The following is a 16,598-nucleotide window of genomic DNA, read 5'->3' as shown; positions in this document are numbered from 1 at the left end:
ATTGTTATGAAAAGCCGGTCAGGATGAGCCGACTTCCCGCGGTTACCCGCTAATGCAAGGCAATAAGAACGCCTCGCTATAAGAGCACGGCCTCTTTGGACCGCTTTGGAATCCCGGTGGAAGTGCGCTAGGCATCCGCCGGGTGGAGCAAAGGATCGGGGCGATCGAAGACCGATCGCCCCTTGAAACATCAGCCCAGCTGCATACCGTGGGAAAGACCCGGCGGCGGCCAGTTTTCGAGCTTCATGCCAAGAGCGAGACCACGCCCGCCCAGCACATCCTTGATTTCCGTCAGTGACTTCTTGCCAAGGTTCGGCGTCTTCAGCAACTCGACCTCGGTCTTCTGGACCAGGTCGCCGATGTAGTAGATGCTCTCGGCCTTGAGGCAGTTCGCCGAACGGACCGTCAGTTCGAGATCGTCGATCGGGCGCAGCAGCAGCGGATCGAACCCGCCCTTCTCCGCCTTGGTCGAATCGCTCTCGCGGCGCGAGAAATCGCCAAAAACCGACAGCTGATCGTTGATGATCTCAGCAGCCTTGCGGACCGCGTCTTCAGCACCGATCGTGCCGTTCGTCTCGATATCGAGCACGAGCTTGTCGAGGTTGGTGCGCTGCTCGACACGAGCCGCATCCACTTCGTAAGCCACGCGCAGGACCGGCGCGAACGATGCGTCGAGCTGCAGACGGCCAATCGGCCGCGTCTCGTCATCCGGATGCTGGCGCGCACTGGCCGGCTGGTAGCCGACGCCACGACGCACCTTCAGGCGCATGTTCAGTGCCACATCCTTGGTGAGGTGGCAGATCACGTGCTCCGGGTTGACGATTTCAACGGAATGATCGACCGCGATATCGCCTGCGGTGACCACGCCCTTGCCCTTCTTCGACAGCGTCAGGGTGACTTCATCACCGCTGTGCTGACGGATGGCGACATCCTTGAGGTTCAGCAGGACTTCGATCACGTCCTCCTGCAGGCCTTCCAGGGTGGTGTACTCGTGCAGCACGCCGTCGATTTCGACCTCGACGATCGCGCTGCCCGGAATCGAAGAGAGCAGCACGCGGCGCAGCGCGTTGCCCAGGGTGTGACCAAAGCCACGCTCGAGCGGCTCGACCACCACCTTAGCGCGGTTCGCTCCAAGCTGCTCGACGCTGAGGCCACGAGGCCGCAGCACACTAGTTGACGAAACTGCCATGCAAGGCTCCGGTGGATTACTTCGAGTAAAGCTCGACGATCAGGGCTTCGTTGATATCGGCCGGCAGATCACCGCGATCCGGAACGGCCTTGAACGTGCCTGCGAACTTCTTGCTGTCGACCTCGACCCACGACGGACGAAGGTCCATCGTGTCGTAGATCGTCGCCGCTTCCTGCACGCGCAACTGCGTGCGGGCCTTCTCCGTCAGCGAGACCTCATCGCCCGGGCGGACATGATAGGAAGGCACGTTGACCTTCTTACCGTTGACCGTGACGGACTTGTGGGCCACGAGCTGGCGAGCCTGGGCGCGGGTGACCGCGAAACCCATGCGGTAGACGACATTGTCGAGACGGCTTTCCAGGAGGCGAAGCAGGTTTTCACCCGTATTGCCCTTCTGGGTCGAAGCCTTGGTGTAGTAGTTGCTGAACTGACGCTCAAGCACGCCGTAGATGCGCTTGACCTTCTGCTTCTCACGCAACTGAACAGCGTAGTCGGACAGGCGGGCGCGCTTGTTTGCGCCATGCTGGCCGGGCTTGTTTTCGAGCTTGCACTTGGAATCGAGCGCGCGGGCGGGGCTCTTCAGACCGAGGTCGGCACCCTCACGACGCGCAAGTTTGCAGGTAGCTCCACGATAACGGGCCATGGGTATGCTCCTTAGACGCGACGCTTCTTGGGGGGACGGCAGCCGTTATGCGGAATCGGCGTGACGTCGATAATGTTGAGCACCTTGTAGCCCAACGCGTTCAGAGAGCGCACGGCCGACTCGCGGCCCGGGCCGGGGCCCTTGATGCGCACTTCCACGGTCTTCACACCGTAGTCGCCAGCGGCGCGGCCAGCCTTTTCGGCGGCGACCTGCGCTGCGAACGGGGTCGACTTACGGGAACCGCGGAAACCCGCGCCGCCCGCCGTCGCCCACGACAGGGCGTTGCCCTGGCGATCGGTGATCGTGACGATGGTGTTGTTGAAAGAAGCCTGCACGTGGGCCACGGCATCCGTGACGACGCGCTTGATCTTCTTCTTGGTTTTAACCGGCTTAGCCATGATCGGTATCCGTTACTTCTTGATCGGACGACGCGGACCCTTGCGGGTACGGGCGTTGGTACGCGTGCGCTGGCCGCGCACCGGCAGGCCGCGACGGTGGCGCAGGCCACGGTAGCAACCAAGATCCATGAGGCGCTTGACCGCCATGCCGATTTCGCGACGGAGGTCGCCCTCGACCGTGTACTTGGCGATCTCGGCGCGGATCTTCTCGACCTCGCCTTCGCTGAGCGACTTGATGGGAGTGGTCGCAACCACGCCCGCGTCGACGCAAACCTGCTTCGCCCGCGAACGGCCGATTCCGTAAATGCTCTGCAAACCAACCCAGACATGCTTCTGGACCGGCAAATTGACACCCGCGATGCGCGCCATGATGTACTGTCTCCGATGCGTTTCGTGCGCGGTAAACGCGCAATTCTAACCGTAATTAACCTAAACGGGAAGTCCTGCGGCGCTGGGCGCCAAGGCCTCCCCTACTTGGGGCTTCCGTCGCGTCTCAGCTGCGACGGAGATTCGACTTCTTGAGCAGACTCTCGTACTGGTGGCTGACGAGATGGGCCTGGACCTGAGCCGTGAAGTCCATCACCACCACCACCACGATCAGCAGCGAAGTGCCGCCGAAATAGAACGGGACGTGCCAGGCGTTCTGCATGAACGTGGGCACCAGGCAGACCAATACGATGTAGAGCGCGCCAACACCGGTAAGCCGGGTCATGACGCCATCGATGTAGTCCGCCGTGGCACGACCCGGGCGGATGCCCGGAATCAACGCGCCCGAACGCTTGAGGTTATCGGCCGTTTCCTGCGAGTTGAACACGATCGCCGTATAGAAGAAGGCGAAACCGATCACCAGCACCGCGAACACGATGTCGTGGACCGGCTCACCCGGGCTCAGCGCCGTGGTCAGCCATTGCAGCCAACGGGACTGGTGGGCGGAGCCGAACCAGGTCGCCGCGGTCGCGGGGAAAAGCAGCAGGCTGGTCGCGAAGATCGGCGGAATGACGCCCGCCATGTTGATCTTCAGCGGCAGGTGCGAGGTCTGGCGCTGGAACTGACGCTGGCTGCCCTGCTTCGCGTAGTTCACGGTGATACGCCGCTGGGCGCGTTCCATGAACACCACGAACGCCGTGACCGCCAGGATCACCACGGTGACCATCAGCAGCTTCAGGACCGACAGCTCGCCGTTGTTCGCCATGGACAGCGTGTGCACGATGGCACCCGGCAGGCCTGCGACGATACCGGCGAAGATCAGCATCGAGATACCGTTGCCGATACCGCGCTCCGTGATCTGCTCGCCCAGCCACATCAGGAACATCGTGCCGGCGGTGAGGCCGACGACCGACGCCATGACGAAGCCGGCACCCGGCATGTAGACCACCGGTGCGCCGCCCGTGGCAACCTGCTTCTGCAGGGCCACCGCGATGCCGAACGCCTGAAAGGCCGCGAGACCCACCGTGCCGAAGCGCGTGTAGGTGGTCATCTTGCGACGACCCGCCTCGCCTTCCTTGCGCAGCGCCATGAGCGACGGAACGACCGAGCCCATCATCTGCACCACGATCGACGCCGAGATATACGGCACCACACCGAGAGCGAACACCGAGAAGCGGGACAGCGAGCCACCCGAGAACATGTTGACCATGTTCAGCAGGCCGCCACCGCCCTCGACCAGGCTCGTCATCGCCTCGGGGTTCACGCCCGGAACGGGAATGAACGAGCCGAGGCGGAAGACGATCAGCGCACCGATAAGGAAAAAGATGCGCTGACGCAGTTCCGTCAGTTTGCCCAGCGAGCCGAGCGTTGTGCCCTGCGCTGCAGCCACCTGATTACTCCACGCTGCCGCCGGCGGCTTCGATGGCCGCCTTGGCGCCGGCCGTCGCAAGCACACCGGAGAGCTTCACCGCACGGGTGATTTCGCCCTTCAGGACGATCTTGACCTTCTTTGCGCGGCTGGTCACGAGACCGGCAGCGTGCAGGGCGATCAGATCGATGGTGTCGGACTTGACCGACGCCAGCTGGTACAGCATGACCTGTTCCGTATCGGCCTTCTTCAGCGAACGGAAGCCGACCTTCGGCAAACGACGCTGCAGCGGCATCTGGCCGCCTTCGAAACCGACGCGGTGCGTATTACCGGCACGGGCGTGCTGACCCTTGTGACCACGGCCGGCGGTCTTGCCGAGGCCGGAGCCGATACCGCGGGCAACGCGGGTACGGGTCTTGCGGGCGCCCTTGCCGGGCCTGAGTTCATTAAGACGCATGACGTTTACTCCTCGACCCGGACCAGGTAGTAGACCTTGTTGATAAGGCCACGGACCTGGGGGCTGTCCTTCAGTTCGCGCACATCGTTGAGCTTGTTCAGGCCGAGGGCCTTGACGCTCAGACGATGACGACCCTGTACACCGCGAAGGCCCTTGACGAGGCGGACGCGGACGGTGCCGGTGTTTTCGTTGTTCTTAGCCATTGCCGAGGACCTCTTCGATCGTCTTGCCACGCTTGGCGGCAATGCGCTTCGGCGATGCAACGGCCTGGAGGCCCTTGATCGTGGCGCGGACGAGGTTGATCGGGTTGCGCGAGCCGACGGCCTTCGCAAGCACGTCCTTCACACCGACCACTTCGAGGACGGCGCGCATGGCACCGCCGGCGATGACGCCGGTACCCTGCGAGGCGGGCTGCATGAAGACGCGGGCCGCACCGTGGTTCGCCTTGATGGCATACCAGAGCGTACCGTTGTTCAGTTCGATCGACACCATGTTGCGGCGGGCGCGCTCCATGGCCTTGGAAATGGCGACCGGCACCTCACGCGCCTTGCCATAACCGAAGCCGACGCGGCCCTCGCCATCGCCGACCACGGTCAGCGCGGTGAAGCTCATCTGGCGGCCACCCTTGACGGTCTTGGCCACGCGGTTGACGGCGATCAGCTTTTCAAGCATGCCGTCCGAATTTTCGCGATCTGTCGAGGACATCTCTCTTTCCTGTCTGCCCGGACGTACCGGGACTTCTGTTTACGGCTTGGTCGCCGCTTGGAGTTGTAGTTACAGCGGGCGGCACCGGTCCCGAGGGACCGATGCCGTGGCCTGACGCCTCTTAGAACTTGAGGCCGGCCTCACGCGCCGCGTCGGCAAGAGCCTTGATGCGACCGTGATAACGGAAACCCGAGCGATCGAAGGCAACGGCTTCGATGCCGGCGGCCTTGGCGCGCTCGGCAACGACGCGGCCAACCGTACTGGCGGCCTCGATGTTCTTCTTGCTCTTGAGGCCTTCGGCGACCGACTTCTGCACGGTCGAGGCGGCTGCCACGACGGTGCCGTTCGGCGCGAAGACCTGGGCGTAGATGTGCTGACCGGTGCGGTGCACGCTCAGGCGGGCGACGGCGAGCTCACGGATGTGGGCACGGGTCGACTTGGCGCGGCGCAGGCGGGAATCGTTCTTGTTCATCGTCTCGTCTCCAGAAAGCGGATAGGCCGATTAGGCCTTCTTGGCTTCCTTCAGGATGATCGTCTCGCCGGCGTAGCGGACACCCTTGCCCTTGTAGGGCTCAGGCGAACGGAACGCGCGGATCTTCGCGGCCACCTGGCCCACGAGCTGCTTGTCGGCACCCTTGACCAGGACTTCCGTCTGCGACGGAACTTCGATGGTGATGCCTTCCGGCGCCTCGAAGACGACCGGGTGCGAATAACCCAGCGACAGGTTGACGGCCTTGCCGGTGAGCTGCGCGCGGTAACCCACGCCGACCAGCTCCAGCTTCTTCTCGAAACCGTTGGCGACGCCCTGGACCATGTTGGCGACGATCGCGCGGGCGGTACCGCCGAACTTGTCGTCGGCACCTTCGGCGAGAACGATGTTCGCCACGCCGTTCTCCTGCTGGAACGAAACGCCCGGCAGTTCATGGGTGGTCAGGGTGCCCTTCGGGCCCTTGACGGTGACGGTGCCATTGGCGATCGAGAGTTCGACGCCCTTCGGCAGGGTGATGGGCTTCTTGGCTACACGTGACATGTCGGGACTCCTTACGCCACCTGGCCGATGACTTCGCCGCCCAGACCCTTGGCACGGGCCTGCGCATCGGTCAGGAGACCGGCGGAAGTCGAGATGATCGAGATACCCAGGCCACCGAGGACCTTCGGCAGCTCGTCCTTGCCGCGATAGACGCGGAGACCCGAACGGCTGACACGGGAAATGGTTTCGATGGCCGGACGGCCTTCAAAATACTTCAGCTTGATCTCGAGGACCGGCTTGCCAGCTTCGTCAGCGGCACGGGCGTCGAGGATATAGCCTTCGTTCTGCAGAAGCTTGGCCAGGGCCAGCTTCATCTTCGACGACGGCATACGGACAACCGACTTGCCAGAGGCCTGGCCATTACGGATGCGCGTAAACAGATCGGCGATGGGATCAGTCATGCTCATAAGAAAACCCTTGAGAGTGCACCGATATCCGAATTACCGGAAATCTTAAATTGTAAAGCCGACAATCGTCGGTCTGCGTTGCGCAGACCGACGACTATAACAGCTCGCCCCGCCGTTGGCGAGTTTTTTACCAGCTAGCCTTGCGCAAGCCCGGCACGTCGCCACGCATCGTGGCTTCGCGGAGCTTGTTGCGGCCCAGGCCGAACTTGCTGTAGACGCCACGCGGGCGGCCGGTCAGGGCGCAGCGATTACGCTGGCGCACCGGGCTGGCATCGCGCGGGAGCTTCTGCAGCTTGGTCTGGGCTTCCATCTTTTCGTCGTACGACGCAGTGGCGCTCAGGACGATCGCCTTCAGTTCGGCGCGCTTGGCGGCGAACTTCTTCACGATCTTGGTGCGCTTGAGGTCGCGCTCGACCATCGAGGTCTTGGCCATGTTCTACCTGTGATCAGTTGCGGAACGGGAAGCTGAAGGCTTCCAGCAGCGCCTTGGCTTCTTCGTCGGTCTTGGCGGTGGTGGTGATGGAGATATCCATGCCACGCAGCGCGTCGACCTGATCGAAGTCGATTTCCGGGAAAATGATCTGTTCCTTGATACCGAAGTTGTAGTTACCACGGCCATCGAAGGCACGGCCCGAGACACCACGGAAGTCGCGCGTACGCGGCAGCGAGATGTTGATCAGGCGGTCCAGGAATTCCCACATCTGGGCACGACGGAGCGTGACCTTGCAGCCGATCGGCCAACCGTCACGGATCTTGAACGAAGCGACCGACACGCGGGCCTTCGTCGTGATCGGCTTCTGGCCGGCGATCTTGGTCATATCGGCCACGGCGTTCTCGAGGATCTTCTTGTTACCGGCGGCTTCGCCGACGCCCATGTTGAGCGTGATCTTCGTGATGCGCGGGACTTCCATGACGTTCTGGTAACCGAAGCGCTCAGTGAGCTTCTGCATTACCGACTCTTTGTAAAACGATTCAAGGCGGGTCATGACTTCGATTCCTTACGCGTCGACCACTTCGCCCGAACGGAACACGCGCACCTTGCGCCCGTCCTCGAGCGTCTTGGTGCCCACGCGCTCGCCCTTGTTCGTGGCGGAGTTGAAGAGCTGGACGTTGGAGATATGGATCGAGGCCTCACGTTCGACGATTCCACCCGGCTGGTTGGCCTGCGGGTTCGGCTTGGTGTGGCGCTTGACCAGGTTCACGTTCGAGACGACCACGCGGTCGCCATCGACGCGCAGCACGTCGCCGCGCTGTCCCTTGTTCTTGCCGGTGATGACGACGACGTTATCACCCTTGCGGATACGGTTCATGGTCTGGCCTCCGCTCAGAGCACTTCGGGCGCGAGCGAGACGATCTTCATGAACTTCTCGCTGCGCAGCTCGCGGGTAACCGGCCCGAAAATACGGGTACCGATCGGCTCGAGCTTGTTGTTGAGGATGACGGCCGCGTTGCCGTCGAAACGGATCACGGAACCGTCAGCGCGGCGCACACCCTTGGCGGTACGAACCACCACGGCGTTGTACACCTCGCCCTTCTTGACCTTACCGCGGGGAATGGCGTCCTTGACGGTCACCTTGATGACATCACCGACGCTGGCGTAACGGCGCTTCGAGCCGCCCAGCACCTTGATGCACATCAGTTCCTTCGCGCCGCTGTTATCGGCCGCGGAAAGCATGCTCTGTACCTGAATCATGGCAGCTCTCCTTAGACTTCAGCGCGCGTGACGATTTCGACCACGCGGTGATGTTTGGTCTTCGACAGCGGACGGCATTCCGCGATGCGGACGAGGTCACCCTCGTTCGCGCCGGTTTCGTCGTGCGCATGGAGCTTCGTGGAACGGCGGATGATCTTGCCGAGCAGCGGGTGCTGCACCTGGCGCTCGATCAGCACCGTCACCGTGTTAGCCATCTTGTTGCTGATGACACGACCCGTGAGGGTACGCGCCGTCTTCGTGTTATCGCTCATGTCCGCCGTCCTTACTTCTTCACGCCGAGCACGAACTTCGTGCGGGCGATGTCACGCCGAACGCGGCGCAGCTGGTGCGGCTGGGTGAGCTGTCCGGAGCCCTTCTGCATGCGCAGATTGAACTGCTCCTTGCGAAGGTCCAGCAGGTGCTGCTTCAGCTCTTCCGCCGACTTCTCTTTGATTTCTTTGCTGGCCATTACATCACCGCCCTGGAGACGAACTGGGTCTGGACGGAGAGCTTGGCTGCCGCCAGACGGAACGCTTCGCGTGCCGTCGTCTCGTCGACACCTTCGATTTCATAAAGCATGCGACCGGGCTGGATCAGAGCGACCCAGAACTCGACGCCACCCTTACCTGCACCCATTCGGACTTCGATGGGCTTACGGGTGATCGGCTTGTCCGGGAACACGCGGATCCAAAGCTTGCCGCCACGCTTCACGTAGCGCGTGATGCAACGACGGGCCGCTTCGATCTGACGCGCGGTCAACTGACCGTGCGTCGTCGCCTTGAGGCCGTACTCGCCAAAGCTCACGAGGTTGGAATTGAATGCCAGGCCATCGTTACGGCCCTTATGCATCTTGCGGTACTTGGTACGCTTCGGTTGCAACATGGCAACGCTCCTTACTTGGCAGCGCGCTCACGCTCGCGGCGGTTTTCACCACCCTCGCGGCGCGACGACTGCTGAGGCTGCTGTTCTTCCTTCGACTCGGCCGTAGCGGCCGCCAGATCGAAGATCTCGCCCTTGTAGACCCAAACCTTGACACCGATGATGCCGTACTGGGTCTTGGCCTCGGCGGTGCCGTAGTCGATGTCCGCGCGCAGGGTATGCAGCGGAACACGACCTTCGCGAGCCCACTCGGAGCGCGCGATCTCGGCGCCGTTCAAACGGCCGGAGACGTTGATCTTGATGCCGAGGGCGCCGAGGCGCATCGCGTTACCGACCGAGCGCTTCATGGCACGGCGGAACATGATGCGTCGCTCGAGCTGCTGGGCGATCGATTCAGCGACGAGCTGGGCGTCGAGTTCCGGCTTGCGGACTTCACTGACGTTGATGTGCGTCGGAACGCCCATCATGTCCGTGACTTCCTTGCGCAGCTTCTCGATGTCCTCGCCCTTCTTGCCGATCACCACGCCCGGACGGGCGGTGAAGATCGTCACGCGAGCGGTCTTGGCCGGGCGCTCGATCTGAATCTTCGAGATACCAGCGGCGGCGAGCTTCTTGCGCAGCATCTCACGGACCTTGAGGTCGGCCGCGAGGTACTGGGCGTACTCACCCTTGTTTGCGTACCACTTCGAGTTCCAGTCCTTGGCAATGCCGAGGCGGATACCGGTGGGATGAACTTTATGACCCATCGTGTCTTACCCCAGTCAGTTGCCGACAACCACAGTGATGTGGCTGGTGCGCTTCAGGATGCGCGAGCCGCGACCTTTGGCGCGGGCGTACATACGCTTCATCGCCGGACCTTCGTCGACGAAGATGCGGGCCACCTTGAGCTCGTCCACGTCGGCGCCGAGGTTGTTTTCGGCGTTGGCGACGGCGGAGAGCAGCACCTTGCGGACAAGGTGGGCGGCTTTCTTGTTGGTAAAGGCGAGCACGTCGCTGGCTCGGCCCACGGGCATACCGCGGACCAGGTCAGCCACCAGGCGTGCCTTCTGCGCCGAGATGCGGGCGCTGCGCAGGATCGCTTTGGCTTCGGTGCTCATCACTTGCCCTTCTTATCGCCTGCGTGGCCCTTGTACGTACGGGTCACCGCGAACTCGCCGAGCTTGTGCCCGACCATGTTCTCGTTGATCAGGACGGGCACGTGCTGGCGGCCGTTGTGGATGGCGATGGTCAGACCGACCATCTCCGGCAGAATCATCGAACGACGCGACCAGGTCTTGATCGGACGCTTGTTGTTGGCGGAAACGGCGGCTTCCACCTTCTTTACGAGGTGCAGGTCAACGAACGGACCTTTCTTTAGAGAGCGCGGCATGATCGTTTCCTATTACTTGCGACGACGCACGATGAACTGCTGGGTGCGCTTGTTGTTGCGCGTCTTGTAACCCTTGGTCGGCGTACCCCACGGGCTGACCGGATGACGGCCACCGGAGGTCTTGCCTTCACCACCGCCATGCGGATGGTCGACCGGGTTCATCACGACACCGCGAACGGTCGGACGGATACCCGCCCAGCGCTTCTTACCGGCCTTGCCAAGCTTGCGCAGGCTATGCTCGGAATTGCCGACTTCACCGATGGTGGCGCGGCATTCGACCGGCACGCGGCGCATTTCGCCGGAGCGAAGACGCAGCGTTGCGTAACCTTGCTCGCGAGCGACCAGCTGGACCGAGGCACCCGCCGAACGCGCGATCTGCGCACCCTTGCCCGGCTTCATCTCGATGCAGTGGACGGTGGAACCGACCGGGATCGAACGAAGCGGCAGGCAGTTGCCCGGCTTGATCGGGGAGTCGGAACCGGACACGAGACGGTCGCCCACCGCCACGCCCTTCGGCGCGATGATGTAGCGGCGCTCGCCATCGGCGTAGCACAGCAGCGCGATGTGCGCGGTGCGGTTCGGATCGTATTCCAGACGCTCGACAACGGCGGCGATGCCTTCCTTGTCACGCTTGAAATCGATGATGCGGTAAGCCTGCTTGTGACCGCCGCCGCGATGACGCGTGGTGATGCGACCGTAGTGGTTGCGGCCACCCGTCTTCGACTGCGATTCGGTCAGGGGCGCGTAAGGTGCGCCCTTGTGCAGACCTTCGGTCCGCACGCTGACTGCGTCGCGGCGGCCCGGGGAGGTCGGCTTGTGAGTGATCAGTGCCATCTCAATTCAACTCCTGGCTCAGGCCTTGGCCGACACGTCGATCGTGTGACCGTCGGCGAGGCGCACGTAGGCCTTACGCTTGCCCTGGCGGTTGCCAGTGCGGAAGCGGAACGACTTGACCTTGCCCTTGGTGTTCACGAGGTTCACGTCCACGACCTTGACGTCGAAGAGGTGTTCCACGGCTGCACGGACATCGGCCTTGGTCGCCTCGGGCGCCACGACGAAAACGTACTGGTTGTTCTCAGCAAGGCGAGCCGACTTCTCGGAGATGTGCGGCGCGCGAAGCGTGTTGAGCGTGCGTTCGGTGCTCATGCGAGCCACTCCTCGACCTTCTTGACCGCGTCCACCGTCATGACGACGAAGTCGCTGCCGACCAGGCTGACCGGATTAAGGGCCAACACGTCGACGACGTGGATGTACGGAATGTTGCGGGCGGACAGGTACAGCGCCTCGGTGGCATCTTCCGACACCAGCAGCACGCGACCCTTGACTTCGAGCTCGGCCAGCTTCGCGATCATGCCCTTGGTGCTCGGGGCTTCCATCGACAGCTCGGAGACGACCTTCAGGCGACCCTGACGGTTCAGCTCGGCGACGATCGAACGGATCGCGACACGGTAAGCCTTGCGGTTGACCTTCTGCTCGAAGCTGCGCGGCTTGGCCGCGAACGTCACACCACCACCGACGAAGATCGGAGCGCGGTAGTCGCCGTGGCGAGCGCCGCCACCCTTCTGCTTCTTGAACTTCTTGGTCGTACCGGACATCTGACCGCGAGACAGCTGAGCCTTCGTACCGGCACGGCCAGCCGCCTGGTAGGCGGTGACGACCTGGTGGACGAGGGCCTTCTTGTACTCGCCGCCGAACACGTCGTCCGACACGGTGAGCGCCTTGGCGCCAATAACGTTGAGTTCCATGGCGTCTCTCCTCAGCCCTTGGTCGTCGGACGGATCACGACGTCACCGCCCGGCGCGCCGGGGACTGCGCCCTTGACCGCGATCAGGTGGCGCTCGGCATCGACCGTGACAACTTCGAGACCCTGCTGGGTGCGGTTGACCGCGCCCATGTGGCCCGACATCTTCTTGCCAGGGAACACGCGGCCCGGCGTCTGGCGCTGGCCGATCGAGCCCGGGGCGCGATGCGACAGCGAGTTACCGTGCGTGGCGTCGCCCATCTTGAAGTGGTGACGCTTGATGGTGCCCTGGAAACCCTTACCCTTCGACACACCGGAGACGTCGACCGTCTGACCGACGGTGAAGACGTCACCCGCCGAGATCTCGGTGCCGATCGCGTACTTGCCTGCGTCTTCCGCGCTCACGCGGAACTCCCACAGACCGCGGCCCGGCTCGACCTTGGCGTTGGCGTAATGGCCCTTCAGCGGAGCCGTCAGGAGCGAGGCGCGCTTGGCACCCGTCGTGACCTGCACGGCGCTGTAGCCGTCGTTTTCTTCGGTCTTCACCTGCGTCACGCGATTCGGGGTCGCTTCAATCAGCGTCACCGGAATCGAGCGGCCGTCTTCGGTGAAGAGCCGGCTCATGCCGCACTTGCGGCCAACCAGTCCGATACTCATCTTCGTATCCTTTTATCCGCTCAGCCGAGCTTGATCTGCACGTCAACGCCAGCCGCGAGATCGAGCTTCATGAGCGCGTCCACGGTTTTGTCGTTGGGGTCGACGATGTCCAGAACGCGCTTGTGGGTACGGGTCTCGTACTGGTCGCGGGCATCTTTGTCGACGTGCGGCGACACCAGAATGGTGTAGCGCTCAATCTTGGTCGGCAGCGGGATCGGGCCGAGGACCGTAGCGCCGGTGCGCTTGGCCGTCTCGACGATTTCGCTGGCCGAACGGTCGATCAGGCGATGATCGAACGCTTTGAGCCGGATGCGAATCTTTTGGTTCGCCATAAAACCGTGTCCTGTTATCGAAAGAACGTTCTTGTGATTCGGAGGGGCTTCTCGCCACCCCGCACAACCCTGGTGCTACTTACGGGTACCGCAACGGGCCGCCCTGGAACGGCATGAAACCGTCCGGAACGACCCGAAAAAGTCAGGCAGGCCGAGTTATCGGCCTGCCCAGACAGAAAAGTATAGAATACGCAACGATATAGGTCAACAGAGCTTGCGCCCCGTGGCCCGTTGGCACCCTACTCGGCATCCTTGCCTGCGAACTCGAAGCACATTCCGTGCGCCTCATTTCGCTGTGTCCGGTCGCCCACTGATGGGAACCGGGAGGTATAGCCCAGCGACTATAACCTATCGCCGAGCCGATGGGAAGCCCTCGGGAGAAACGACATCGGGTGGGGCCGCACCCTCCCCGGCCGGATCATTCACGACCTCTCCGGCGCGTTCTACCGTTGCCTGAGGGGGACGTAGTCTCCATAGCGCTTGTCCGCGCGACCCACGCGAGCGCACAGCTGTTTGCCGCACAATCGAACATCGGCCTGATTGTAGGCACGGAGCAGATCGGCCTCGATCTGCTGCTGCGTGATGACCTGCTTGTAGTGCCATCCGAGGTAGCCGCCAAGCGCGAGGACCGACAGAAGGATCGCCAGCACGCCTGCCACCAGCCAGGCCGCCTTGTGCACGAAGGCCGCCAGCTTACGCTGCGTCCGAACCATCGTATCCGTGCTTGCCTGCATGAGGCGCCCATGCTCGGCCGCTGCCCAGGTCACTTCCGCTAGCGGTTCGTTCAAGCCCATTCGCACGGTCCGCGTGGCATCCGCCGAGATCGCGCCCAGGCCCGCATCCGCGGCCTGGCGCATGATGGCGGGTAGAGCCTGCACGGTCCGCTCTTGTTGCTCGGTGGCCTGACGGTGGCGCGTATCCATCGACTCGCTCATGCGCGAGAGTCGTTCCACCATCATCGCCACCTGCACGGTGGCGCTCCTTGCACCTTCCTCGCGCATCGCCACTCCTTACAGGCGCATCACCGGGCCGCCGATCTCCCGGACCTGCGAAACCTGCTGCTCCTGTGCCTGCTGCACCTGCGCTTCCAGAGCCGCGATACGGTCCTCCATGTCCACCTGCTGCGCCGCCTGCATGTGGAATTCCTGGGCGGCATCGGTCTGGCCGACCTGTCGAAGCGCTTCCATGAAGCCCTGATCGTCCTGCTCCATCGCCTTGCACAGGTAGTCGAACATCTCGTCCATGCCGGCGGTCGCCGCCAATGGCGGCATGGCGGCACGCTCCTGCTCCTGACTCAGCATGTGCCAGGGCGCCGCCAGGTCCAGCGGCACACCGCGGGGCAAATCGTCCAACGGGCGATGGCGCAGGTCGGGCAGGTAGTTGTGCGTGAACACCGCCGCCGGCTGGTTGCCTTCCTTGTCCCAGAAGTTGCCGATGCCGTGAGCCGCGGCGATGGCGCCCGCCTCACCGACCGGCGACAGGCCGCCCTGCTTGTGACGCTGGTAATCGGCGTGATCCATGTAGTCGACCGTGCGACCGATCGGCTCCGCCATGCTCGAGACCGGATCGTGGTACATGCGGTGGTGGATGACGCGATCCTCCGCAGCCCGGGCATCCAGACCAAGCCCTTCGGCCATGGACCGGGCGCCATAAGTGTTGAAGGTTTCCGCGTGTATGCCCGCCGCTTCGGGCATGGCGGCTTGCAATTGCGCGAGGGCACCACCCAGGGAGTGGCCGGTGATGCTGATGTCGCCTACGGGGATATGTTTCTTCTCGGCATGATCCAAAGCCCAGCGCATCGTTTGAGCCGCTTCGGGCCATTGGGTGGGCGCACCCATCATACCCATACCGAGATCGGCGGTGATGTCATGAATACTGGAAGGGTCGGTGCCTTTGTTCGTGACGATAAGCTGGCCGGTCGCTTCGTCTTGCAACACGGCGCCGCGGTAGTTGGTCGCGGACGGTGGGGAAACGTAGAGCACCGTGTAGAGACGGCTATCACTTTCGATATCGGTCTTTGCCGTCAGCGGCGCATAAATCGCATGAGAGAGAAATGCATATTGTTCGGAGGGACGAGCCATATCCAGTTCCTTGGATAGAAGTTACTGCTAGTCGCCGCTAGAAGCAGCAGGCGGGCTTGGTGCGGTGTCCGTCGTCACGGGCTTGACGAAGTTGCGCTGACTAAAGACGCCTGGCACACGCGGACGCAGCAACGCCGAATCCTCGGACACATGAACAGTGATGGGGACGCGACTGTAATGGGACACGTCCGGCATCGGCCATCTGCCGTAGCAGCTTTGCGGATCATCATCCGCCTGGAACTGGCAAATGGCTTTGTATTCGGTGCCGGGAGCCAAATCCCCGCGAATACCCCAATGCCCTAGCGCGTCCCTCCCCGTAAGGGTGTCGCGAACCAGGAAGTAAGGGGCAGCAAGCTCCCAGTTGCAGTTGTCTTCGTTGTACCTGTCCAGATAGATATTGAACCGCGCCTGTTTCGGGTCCCGGCTTTCGTTGGGAATGTCGAACGTTCCTTGGGGATAGACAAAGCTGCCGCCACCCCGAAGCGGATCGAAGTAACCACATTCGCGCTGCTGATTCTGGTAGAGCGCTTTCATGGTGACGATGTAGCGCTTCGCATCCTCAGGATGATCGAACGTCACCGTGACGTGCAGCGCCTCCTTCGGATGAGGATTCAGGGGCGGCGGGCTGAGATCTTTTTTCTCGGCGCACGCAGCCAAAGCAGGAAACAGCAACAGCGAAAGCCATACCCAAGTGCGAAGGTTCATGAAGACAGCTTAGCGATACCGCATGAGGACATCTTTAGAAGAATCCTCAAAATCGCGTGCTTTTGTATGCGAGTCGATTACACCAGCGCAACGACCAGCTATCACTCAACTTGATGGCGCCGCATTCGACATAACTTCGCGTCAAGGTACGAAGAGCCGGCGAGCGCCGCCCTCGGGGCCGTTAGCGTAGGCGAGTGATCCAGACGGATCAGGCCCGCAGGGGGCCAACCATGGATGGTTGGCCTTCTTCGCGAGACAGGATGTCGAGTCGAAGAGCCCCGGCTGGTTCACGACCCGGCCGCAGGCCATTGATAAACGGTCGCGCCAGCGGCCCTTCCTTGAGGGGGCGCCGGAGGCGTGGCCCCGAGGGCGGCGCTCGCCGGCTCTTGCCGCGACGCGCACGCCGCGATGCCGAAGGCGAGCCCAAACCACCGAAACACTTTCCGAAGATCAAAAAAAAAGCGGAGGCTTTCGCCTCCGCTCTTCGATAACCGGACGGGTCACCCCGCCCCGGTGA

General features: G+C 62.6%; 29 protein-coding genes. All 29 read right to left on the bottom strand.

Features of this window, described 5'->3' with window-relative positions:
• Window positions 1-190: 190 nt before the first annotated feature.
• The 29 genes from J2T07_RS11050 to J2T07_RS10910 all read right to left on the bottom strand — a co-directional run bounded on the left by J2T07_RS11050 (window position 191) and on the right by J2T07_RS10910 (window position 16,081).
• A complete protein-coding gene (locus J2T07_RS11050) occupies window positions 191-1,189 on the bottom strand; it encodes a DNA-directed RNA polymerase subunit alpha (protein WP_046967234.1) in 999 nt (332 codons plus the stop codon).
• Window positions 1,190-1,205: 16 nt separating this feature from the next.
• Complete coding sequence (rpsD, locus tag J2T07_RS11045; protein ID WP_029213873.1) at window positions 1,206-1,832, bottom strand: 30S ribosomal protein S4; 627 nt, start codon at window positions 1,830-1,832, stop codon at window positions 1,206-1,208.
• Window positions 1,833-1,843: 11 nt separating this feature from the next.
• Window positions 1,844-2,230: a 30S ribosomal protein S11 gene (gene rpsK / locus J2T07_RS11040; protein ID WP_007513384.1), complete on the bottom strand. Its 387-nt coding sequence runs from the start codon at window positions 2,228-2,230 to the stop codon at window positions 1,844-1,846.
• A 12-nt stretch (window positions 2,231-2,242) separates the two neighbouring features.
• The gene (rpsM, locus tag J2T07_RS11035) at window positions 2,243-2,599 is read right to left on the bottom strand and encodes a 30S ribosomal protein S13 (RefSeq protein WP_029213875.1); all 357 of its coding nucleotides are present in this window, start codon (window positions 2,597-2,599) and stop codon (window positions 2,243-2,245) included.
• Between the two features lie 124 nt (window positions 2,600-2,723).
• Window positions 2,724-4,046, bottom strand: coding sequence for a preprotein translocase subunit SecY (secY, locus tag J2T07_RS11030; protein ID WP_306849899.1), 1,323 nt, complete (start codon window positions 4,044-4,046; stop codon window positions 2,724-2,726).
• Between the two features lie 4 nt (window positions 4,047-4,050).
• Complete coding sequence (gene rplO, locus J2T07_RS11025) at window positions 4,051-4,482, bottom strand: 50S ribosomal protein L15 (RefSeq protein WP_306849898.1); 432 nt, start codon at window positions 4,480-4,482, stop codon at window positions 4,051-4,053.
• Window positions 4,483-4,487: 5 nt separating this feature from the next.
• Complete coding sequence (gene rpmD / locus J2T07_RS11020; RefSeq protein WP_306849896.1) at window positions 4,488-4,685, bottom strand: 50S ribosomal protein L30; 198 nt, start codon at window positions 4,683-4,685, stop codon at window positions 4,488-4,490.
• Window positions 4,678-5,187 carry a 30S ribosomal protein S5 gene (gene rpsE / locus J2T07_RS11015; RefSeq protein WP_306849894.1) on the bottom strand — a complete coding sequence of 170 codons (510 nt, stop codon included), beginning with the start codon at window positions 5,185-5,187 and terminating at the stop codon, window positions 4,678-4,680. The genes rpmD and rpsE overlap by 8 nt, the downstream gene beginning before the upstream one ends.
• Before the next feature lie 121 nt (window positions 5,188-5,308).
• A complete protein-coding gene (gene rplR, locus J2T07_RS11010; RefSeq protein WP_306849892.1) occupies window positions 5,309-5,659 on the bottom strand; it encodes a 50S ribosomal protein L18 in 351 nt (116 codons plus the stop codon).
• 30 nt (window positions 5,660-5,689) lie between these two features.
• Entirely contained in the window at window positions 5,690-6,217 is a 528-nt protein-coding gene (gene rplF, locus J2T07_RS11005; protein ID WP_306849890.1) for a 50S ribosomal protein L6, read from the bottom strand.
• Between the two features lie 11 nt (window positions 6,218-6,228).
• Complete coding sequence (gene rpsH, locus J2T07_RS11000) at window positions 6,229-6,624, bottom strand: 30S ribosomal protein S8 (protein WP_072322781.1); 396 nt, start codon at window positions 6,622-6,624, stop codon at window positions 6,229-6,231.
• A 127-nt stretch (window positions 6,625-6,751) separates the two neighbouring features.
• Complete coding sequence (gene rpsN, locus J2T07_RS10995; protein ID WP_306849888.1) at window positions 6,752-7,057, bottom strand: 30S ribosomal protein S14; 306 nt, start codon at window positions 7,055-7,057, stop codon at window positions 6,752-6,754.
• A gap of 13 nt (window positions 7,058-7,070) precedes the next feature.
• Entirely contained in the window at window positions 7,071-7,610 is a 540-nt protein-coding gene (rplE, locus tag J2T07_RS10990) for a 50S ribosomal protein L5 (protein WP_306849886.1), read from the bottom strand.
• Window positions 7,611-7,622: 12 nt separating this feature from the next.
• Window positions 7,623-7,934 carry a 50S ribosomal protein L24 gene (gene rplX / locus J2T07_RS10985; protein ID WP_090054986.1) on the bottom strand — a complete coding sequence of 104 codons (312 nt, stop codon included), beginning with the start codon at window positions 7,932-7,934 and terminating at the stop codon, window positions 7,623-7,625.
• 14 nt (window positions 7,935-7,948) lie between these two features.
• Window positions 7,949-8,317, bottom strand: a complete 369-nt coding sequence (gene rplN, locus J2T07_RS10980) for a 50S ribosomal protein L14 (protein WP_306849882.1) — start codon at window positions 8,315-8,317, stop codon at window positions 7,949-7,951.
• Between the two features lie 11 nt (window positions 8,318-8,328).
• Entirely contained in the window at window positions 8,329-8,589 is a 261-nt protein-coding gene (rpsQ, locus tag J2T07_RS10975; RefSeq protein WP_029213887.1) for a 30S ribosomal protein S17, read from the bottom strand.
• A gap of 11 nt (window positions 8,590-8,600) precedes the next feature.
• Window positions 8,601-8,786 carry a 50S ribosomal protein L29 gene (rpmC, locus tag J2T07_RS10970; protein WP_029213888.1) on the bottom strand — a complete coding sequence of 62 codons (186 nt, stop codon included), beginning with the start codon at window positions 8,784-8,786 and terminating at the stop codon, window positions 8,601-8,603.
• On the bottom strand, window positions 8,786-9,199 hold the full coding sequence (rplP, locus tag J2T07_RS10965; protein ID WP_306849879.1) for a 50S ribosomal protein L16: 414 nt from the start codon (window positions 9,197-9,199) through the stop codon (window positions 8,786-8,788). Before rplP ends, rpmC begins: the two co-directional genes overlap by 1 nt.
• A gap of 11 nt (window positions 9,200-9,210) precedes the next feature.
• The gene (gene rpsC, locus J2T07_RS10960) at window positions 9,211-9,942 is read right to left on the bottom strand and encodes a 30S ribosomal protein S3 (RefSeq protein ID WP_306849877.1); all 732 of its coding nucleotides are present in this window, start codon (window positions 9,940-9,942) and stop codon (window positions 9,211-9,213) included.
• A gap of 15 nt (window positions 9,943-9,957) precedes the next feature.
• Entirely contained in the window at window positions 9,958-10,293 is a 336-nt protein-coding gene (gene rplV, locus J2T07_RS10955) for a 50S ribosomal protein L22 (RefSeq protein WP_029213891.1), read from the bottom strand.
• Window positions 10,293-10,565: a 30S ribosomal protein S19 gene (rpsS, locus tag J2T07_RS10950; RefSeq protein WP_029213892.1), complete on the bottom strand. Its 273-nt coding sequence runs from the start codon at window positions 10,563-10,565 to the stop codon at window positions 10,293-10,295. Before rpsS ends, rplV begins: the two co-directional genes overlap by 1 nt.
• A 12-nt stretch (window positions 10,566-10,577) precedes the next feature.
• The gene (rplB, locus tag J2T07_RS10945) at window positions 10,578-11,399 is read right to left on the bottom strand and encodes a 50S ribosomal protein L2 (protein ID WP_306849874.1); all 822 of its coding nucleotides are present in this window, start codon (window positions 11,397-11,399) and stop codon (window positions 10,578-10,580) included.
• 18 nt (window positions 11,400-11,417) lie between these two features.
• Complete coding sequence (gene rplW / locus J2T07_RS10940) at window positions 11,418-11,711, bottom strand: 50S ribosomal protein L23 (protein WP_046967254.1); 294 nt, start codon at window positions 11,709-11,711, stop codon at window positions 11,418-11,420.
• On the bottom strand, window positions 11,708-12,310 hold the full coding sequence (gene rplD, locus J2T07_RS10935) for a 50S ribosomal protein L4 (RefSeq protein ID WP_306849867.1): 603 nt from the start codon (window positions 12,308-12,310) through the stop codon (window positions 11,708-11,710). Before rplD ends, rplW begins: the two co-directional genes overlap by 4 nt.
• A gap of 11 nt (window positions 12,311-12,321) precedes the next feature.
• On the bottom strand, window positions 12,322-12,963 hold the full coding sequence (gene rplC, locus J2T07_RS10930) for a 50S ribosomal protein L3 (protein WP_306849865.1): 642 nt from the start codon (window positions 12,961-12,963) through the stop codon (window positions 12,322-12,324).
• 20 nt (window positions 12,964-12,983) lie between these two features.
• On the bottom strand, window positions 12,984-13,295 hold the full coding sequence (gene rpsJ / locus J2T07_RS10925) for a 30S ribosomal protein S10 (RefSeq protein WP_014402136.1): 312 nt from the start codon (window positions 13,293-13,295) through the stop codon (window positions 12,984-12,986).
• Between the two features lie 443 nt (window positions 13,296-13,738).
• Window positions 13,739-14,296, bottom strand: coding sequence for a hypothetical protein (locus J2T07_RS10920; RefSeq protein ID WP_306849845.1), 558 nt, complete (start codon window positions 14,294-14,296; stop codon window positions 13,739-13,741).
• A gap of 9 nt (window positions 14,297-14,305) precedes the next feature.
• The gene (locus J2T07_RS10915; protein ID WP_306849844.1) at window positions 14,306-15,376 is read right to left on the bottom strand and encodes a lipase family protein; all 1,071 of its coding nucleotides are present in this window, start codon (window positions 15,374-15,376) and stop codon (window positions 14,306-14,308) included.
• Window positions 15,377-15,403: 27 nt separating this feature from the next.
• Window positions 15,404-16,081 carry a hypothetical protein gene (locus J2T07_RS10910; RefSeq protein ID WP_306849843.1) on the bottom strand — a complete coding sequence of 226 codons (678 nt, stop codon included), beginning with the start codon at window positions 16,079-16,081 and terminating at the stop codon, window positions 15,404-15,406.
• Window positions 16,082-16,598: the final 517 nt, after the last annotated feature.

The organism is Luteibacter jiangsuensis (genome assembly GCF_030812295.1).
Classification (GTDB): domain Bacteria; phylum Pseudomonadota; class Gammaproteobacteria; order Xanthomonadales; family Rhodanobacteraceae; genus Luteibacter; species Luteibacter jiangsuensis_A.
Note: the sequence above shows the minus strand (reverse complement) of the source record. Positions and strands in the feature narration are given on the sequence as shown.

Coding starts and splice junctions, on each gene's coding strand:
- J2T07_RS11050 (WP_046967234.1), bottom strand. CDS start 1,189: ATGGCAGTTTCGTCAACTAGTGTGCTGCGGCCTCGTGGCCTCAGCGTC.
- rpsD (WP_029213873.1), bottom strand. CDS start 1,832: ATGGCCCGTTATCGTGGAGCTACCTGCAAACTTGCGCGTCGTGAGGGT.
- rpsK (WP_007513384.1), bottom strand. CDS start 2,230: ATGGCTAAGCCGGTTAAAACCAAGAAGAAGATCAAGCGCGTCGTCACG.
- rpsM (WP_029213875.1), bottom strand. CDS start 2,599: ATGGCGCGCATCGCGGGTGTCAATTTGCCGGTCCAGAAGCATGTCTGG.
- rplO (WP_306849898.1), bottom strand. CDS start 4,482: ATGCGTCTTAATGAACTCAGGCCCGGCAAGGGCGCCCGCAAGACCCGT.
- rpmD (WP_306849896.1), bottom strand. CDS start 4,685: ATGGCTAAGAACAACGAAAACACCGGCACCGTCCGCGTCCGCCTCGTC.
- rpsE (WP_306849894.1), bottom strand. CDS start 5,187: ATGTCCTCGACAGATCGCGAAAATTCGGACGGCATGCTTGAAAAGCTG.
- rplR (WP_306849892.1), bottom strand. CDS start 5,659: ATGAACAAGAACGATTCCCGCCTGCGCCGCGCCAAGTCGACCCGTGCC.
- rplF (WP_306849890.1), bottom strand. CDS start 6,217: ATGTCACGTGTAGCCAAGAAGCCCATCACCCTGCCGAAGGGCGTCGAA.
- rpsH (WP_072322781.1), bottom strand. CDS start 6,624: ATGAGCATGACTGATCCCATCGCCGATCTGTTTACGCGCATCCGTAAT.
- rpsN (WP_306849888.1), bottom strand. CDS start 7,057: ATGGCCAAGACCTCGATGGTCGAGCGCGACCTCAAGCGCACCAAGATC.
- rplE (WP_306849886.1), bottom strand. CDS start 7,610: ATGACCCGCCTTGAATCGTTTTACAAAGAGTCGGTAATGCAGAAGCTC.
- rplX (WP_090054986.1), bottom strand. CDS start 7,934: ATGAACCGTATCCGCAAGGGTGATAACGTCGTCGTCATCACCGGCAAG.
- rplN (WP_306849882.1), bottom strand. CDS start 8,317: ATGATTCAGGTACAGAGCATGCTTTCCGCGGCCGATAACAGCGGCGCG.
- rpsQ (WP_029213887.1), bottom strand. CDS start 8,589: ATGAGCGATAACACGAAGACGGCGCGTACCCTCACGGGTCGTGTCATC.
- rpmC (WP_029213888.1), bottom strand. CDS start 8,786: ATGGCCAGCAAAGAAATCAAAGAGAAGTCGGCGGAAGAGCTGAAGCAG.
- rplP (WP_306849879.1), bottom strand. CDS start 9,199: ATGTTGCAACCGAAGCGTACCAAGTACCGCAAGATGCATAAGGGCCGT.
- rpsC (WP_306849877.1), bottom strand. CDS start 9,942: ATGGGTCATAAAGTTCATCCCACCGGTATCCGCCTCGGCATTGCCAAG.
- rplV (WP_029213891.1), bottom strand. CDS start 10,293: ATGAGCACCGAAGCCAAAGCGATCCTGCGCAGCGCCCGCATCTCGGCG.
- rpsS (WP_029213892.1), bottom strand. CDS start 10,565: ATGCCGCGCTCTCTAAAGAAAGGTCCGTTCGTTGACCTGCACCTCGTA.
- rplB (WP_306849874.1), bottom strand. CDS start 11,399: ATGGCACTGATCACTCACAAGCCGACCTCCCCGGGCCGCCGCGACGCA.
- rplW (WP_046967254.1), bottom strand. CDS start 11,711: ATGAGCACCGAACGCACGCTCAACACGCTTCGCGCGCCGCACATCTCC.
- rplD (WP_306849867.1), bottom strand. CDS start 12,310: ATGGAACTCAACGTTATTGGCGCCAAGGCGCTCACCGTGTCGGACGAC.
- rplC (WP_306849865.1), bottom strand. CDS start 12,963: ATGAGTATCGGACTGGTTGGCCGCAAGTGCGGCATGAGCCGGCTCTTC.
- rpsJ (WP_014402136.1), bottom strand. CDS start 13,295: ATGGCGAACCAAAAGATTCGCATCCGGCTCAAAGCGTTCGATCATCGC.
- J2T07_RS10920 (WP_306849845.1), bottom strand. CDS start 14,296: ATGCGCGAGGAAGGTGCAAGGAGCGCCACCGTGCAGGTGGCGATGATG.
- J2T07_RS10915 (WP_306849844.1), bottom strand. CDS start 15,376: ATGGCTCGTCCCTCCGAACAATATGCATTTCTCTCTCATGCGATTTAT.
- J2T07_RS10910 (WP_306849843.1), bottom strand. CDS start 16,081: ATGAACCTTCGCACTTGGGTATGGCTTTCGCTGTTGCTGTTTCCTGCT.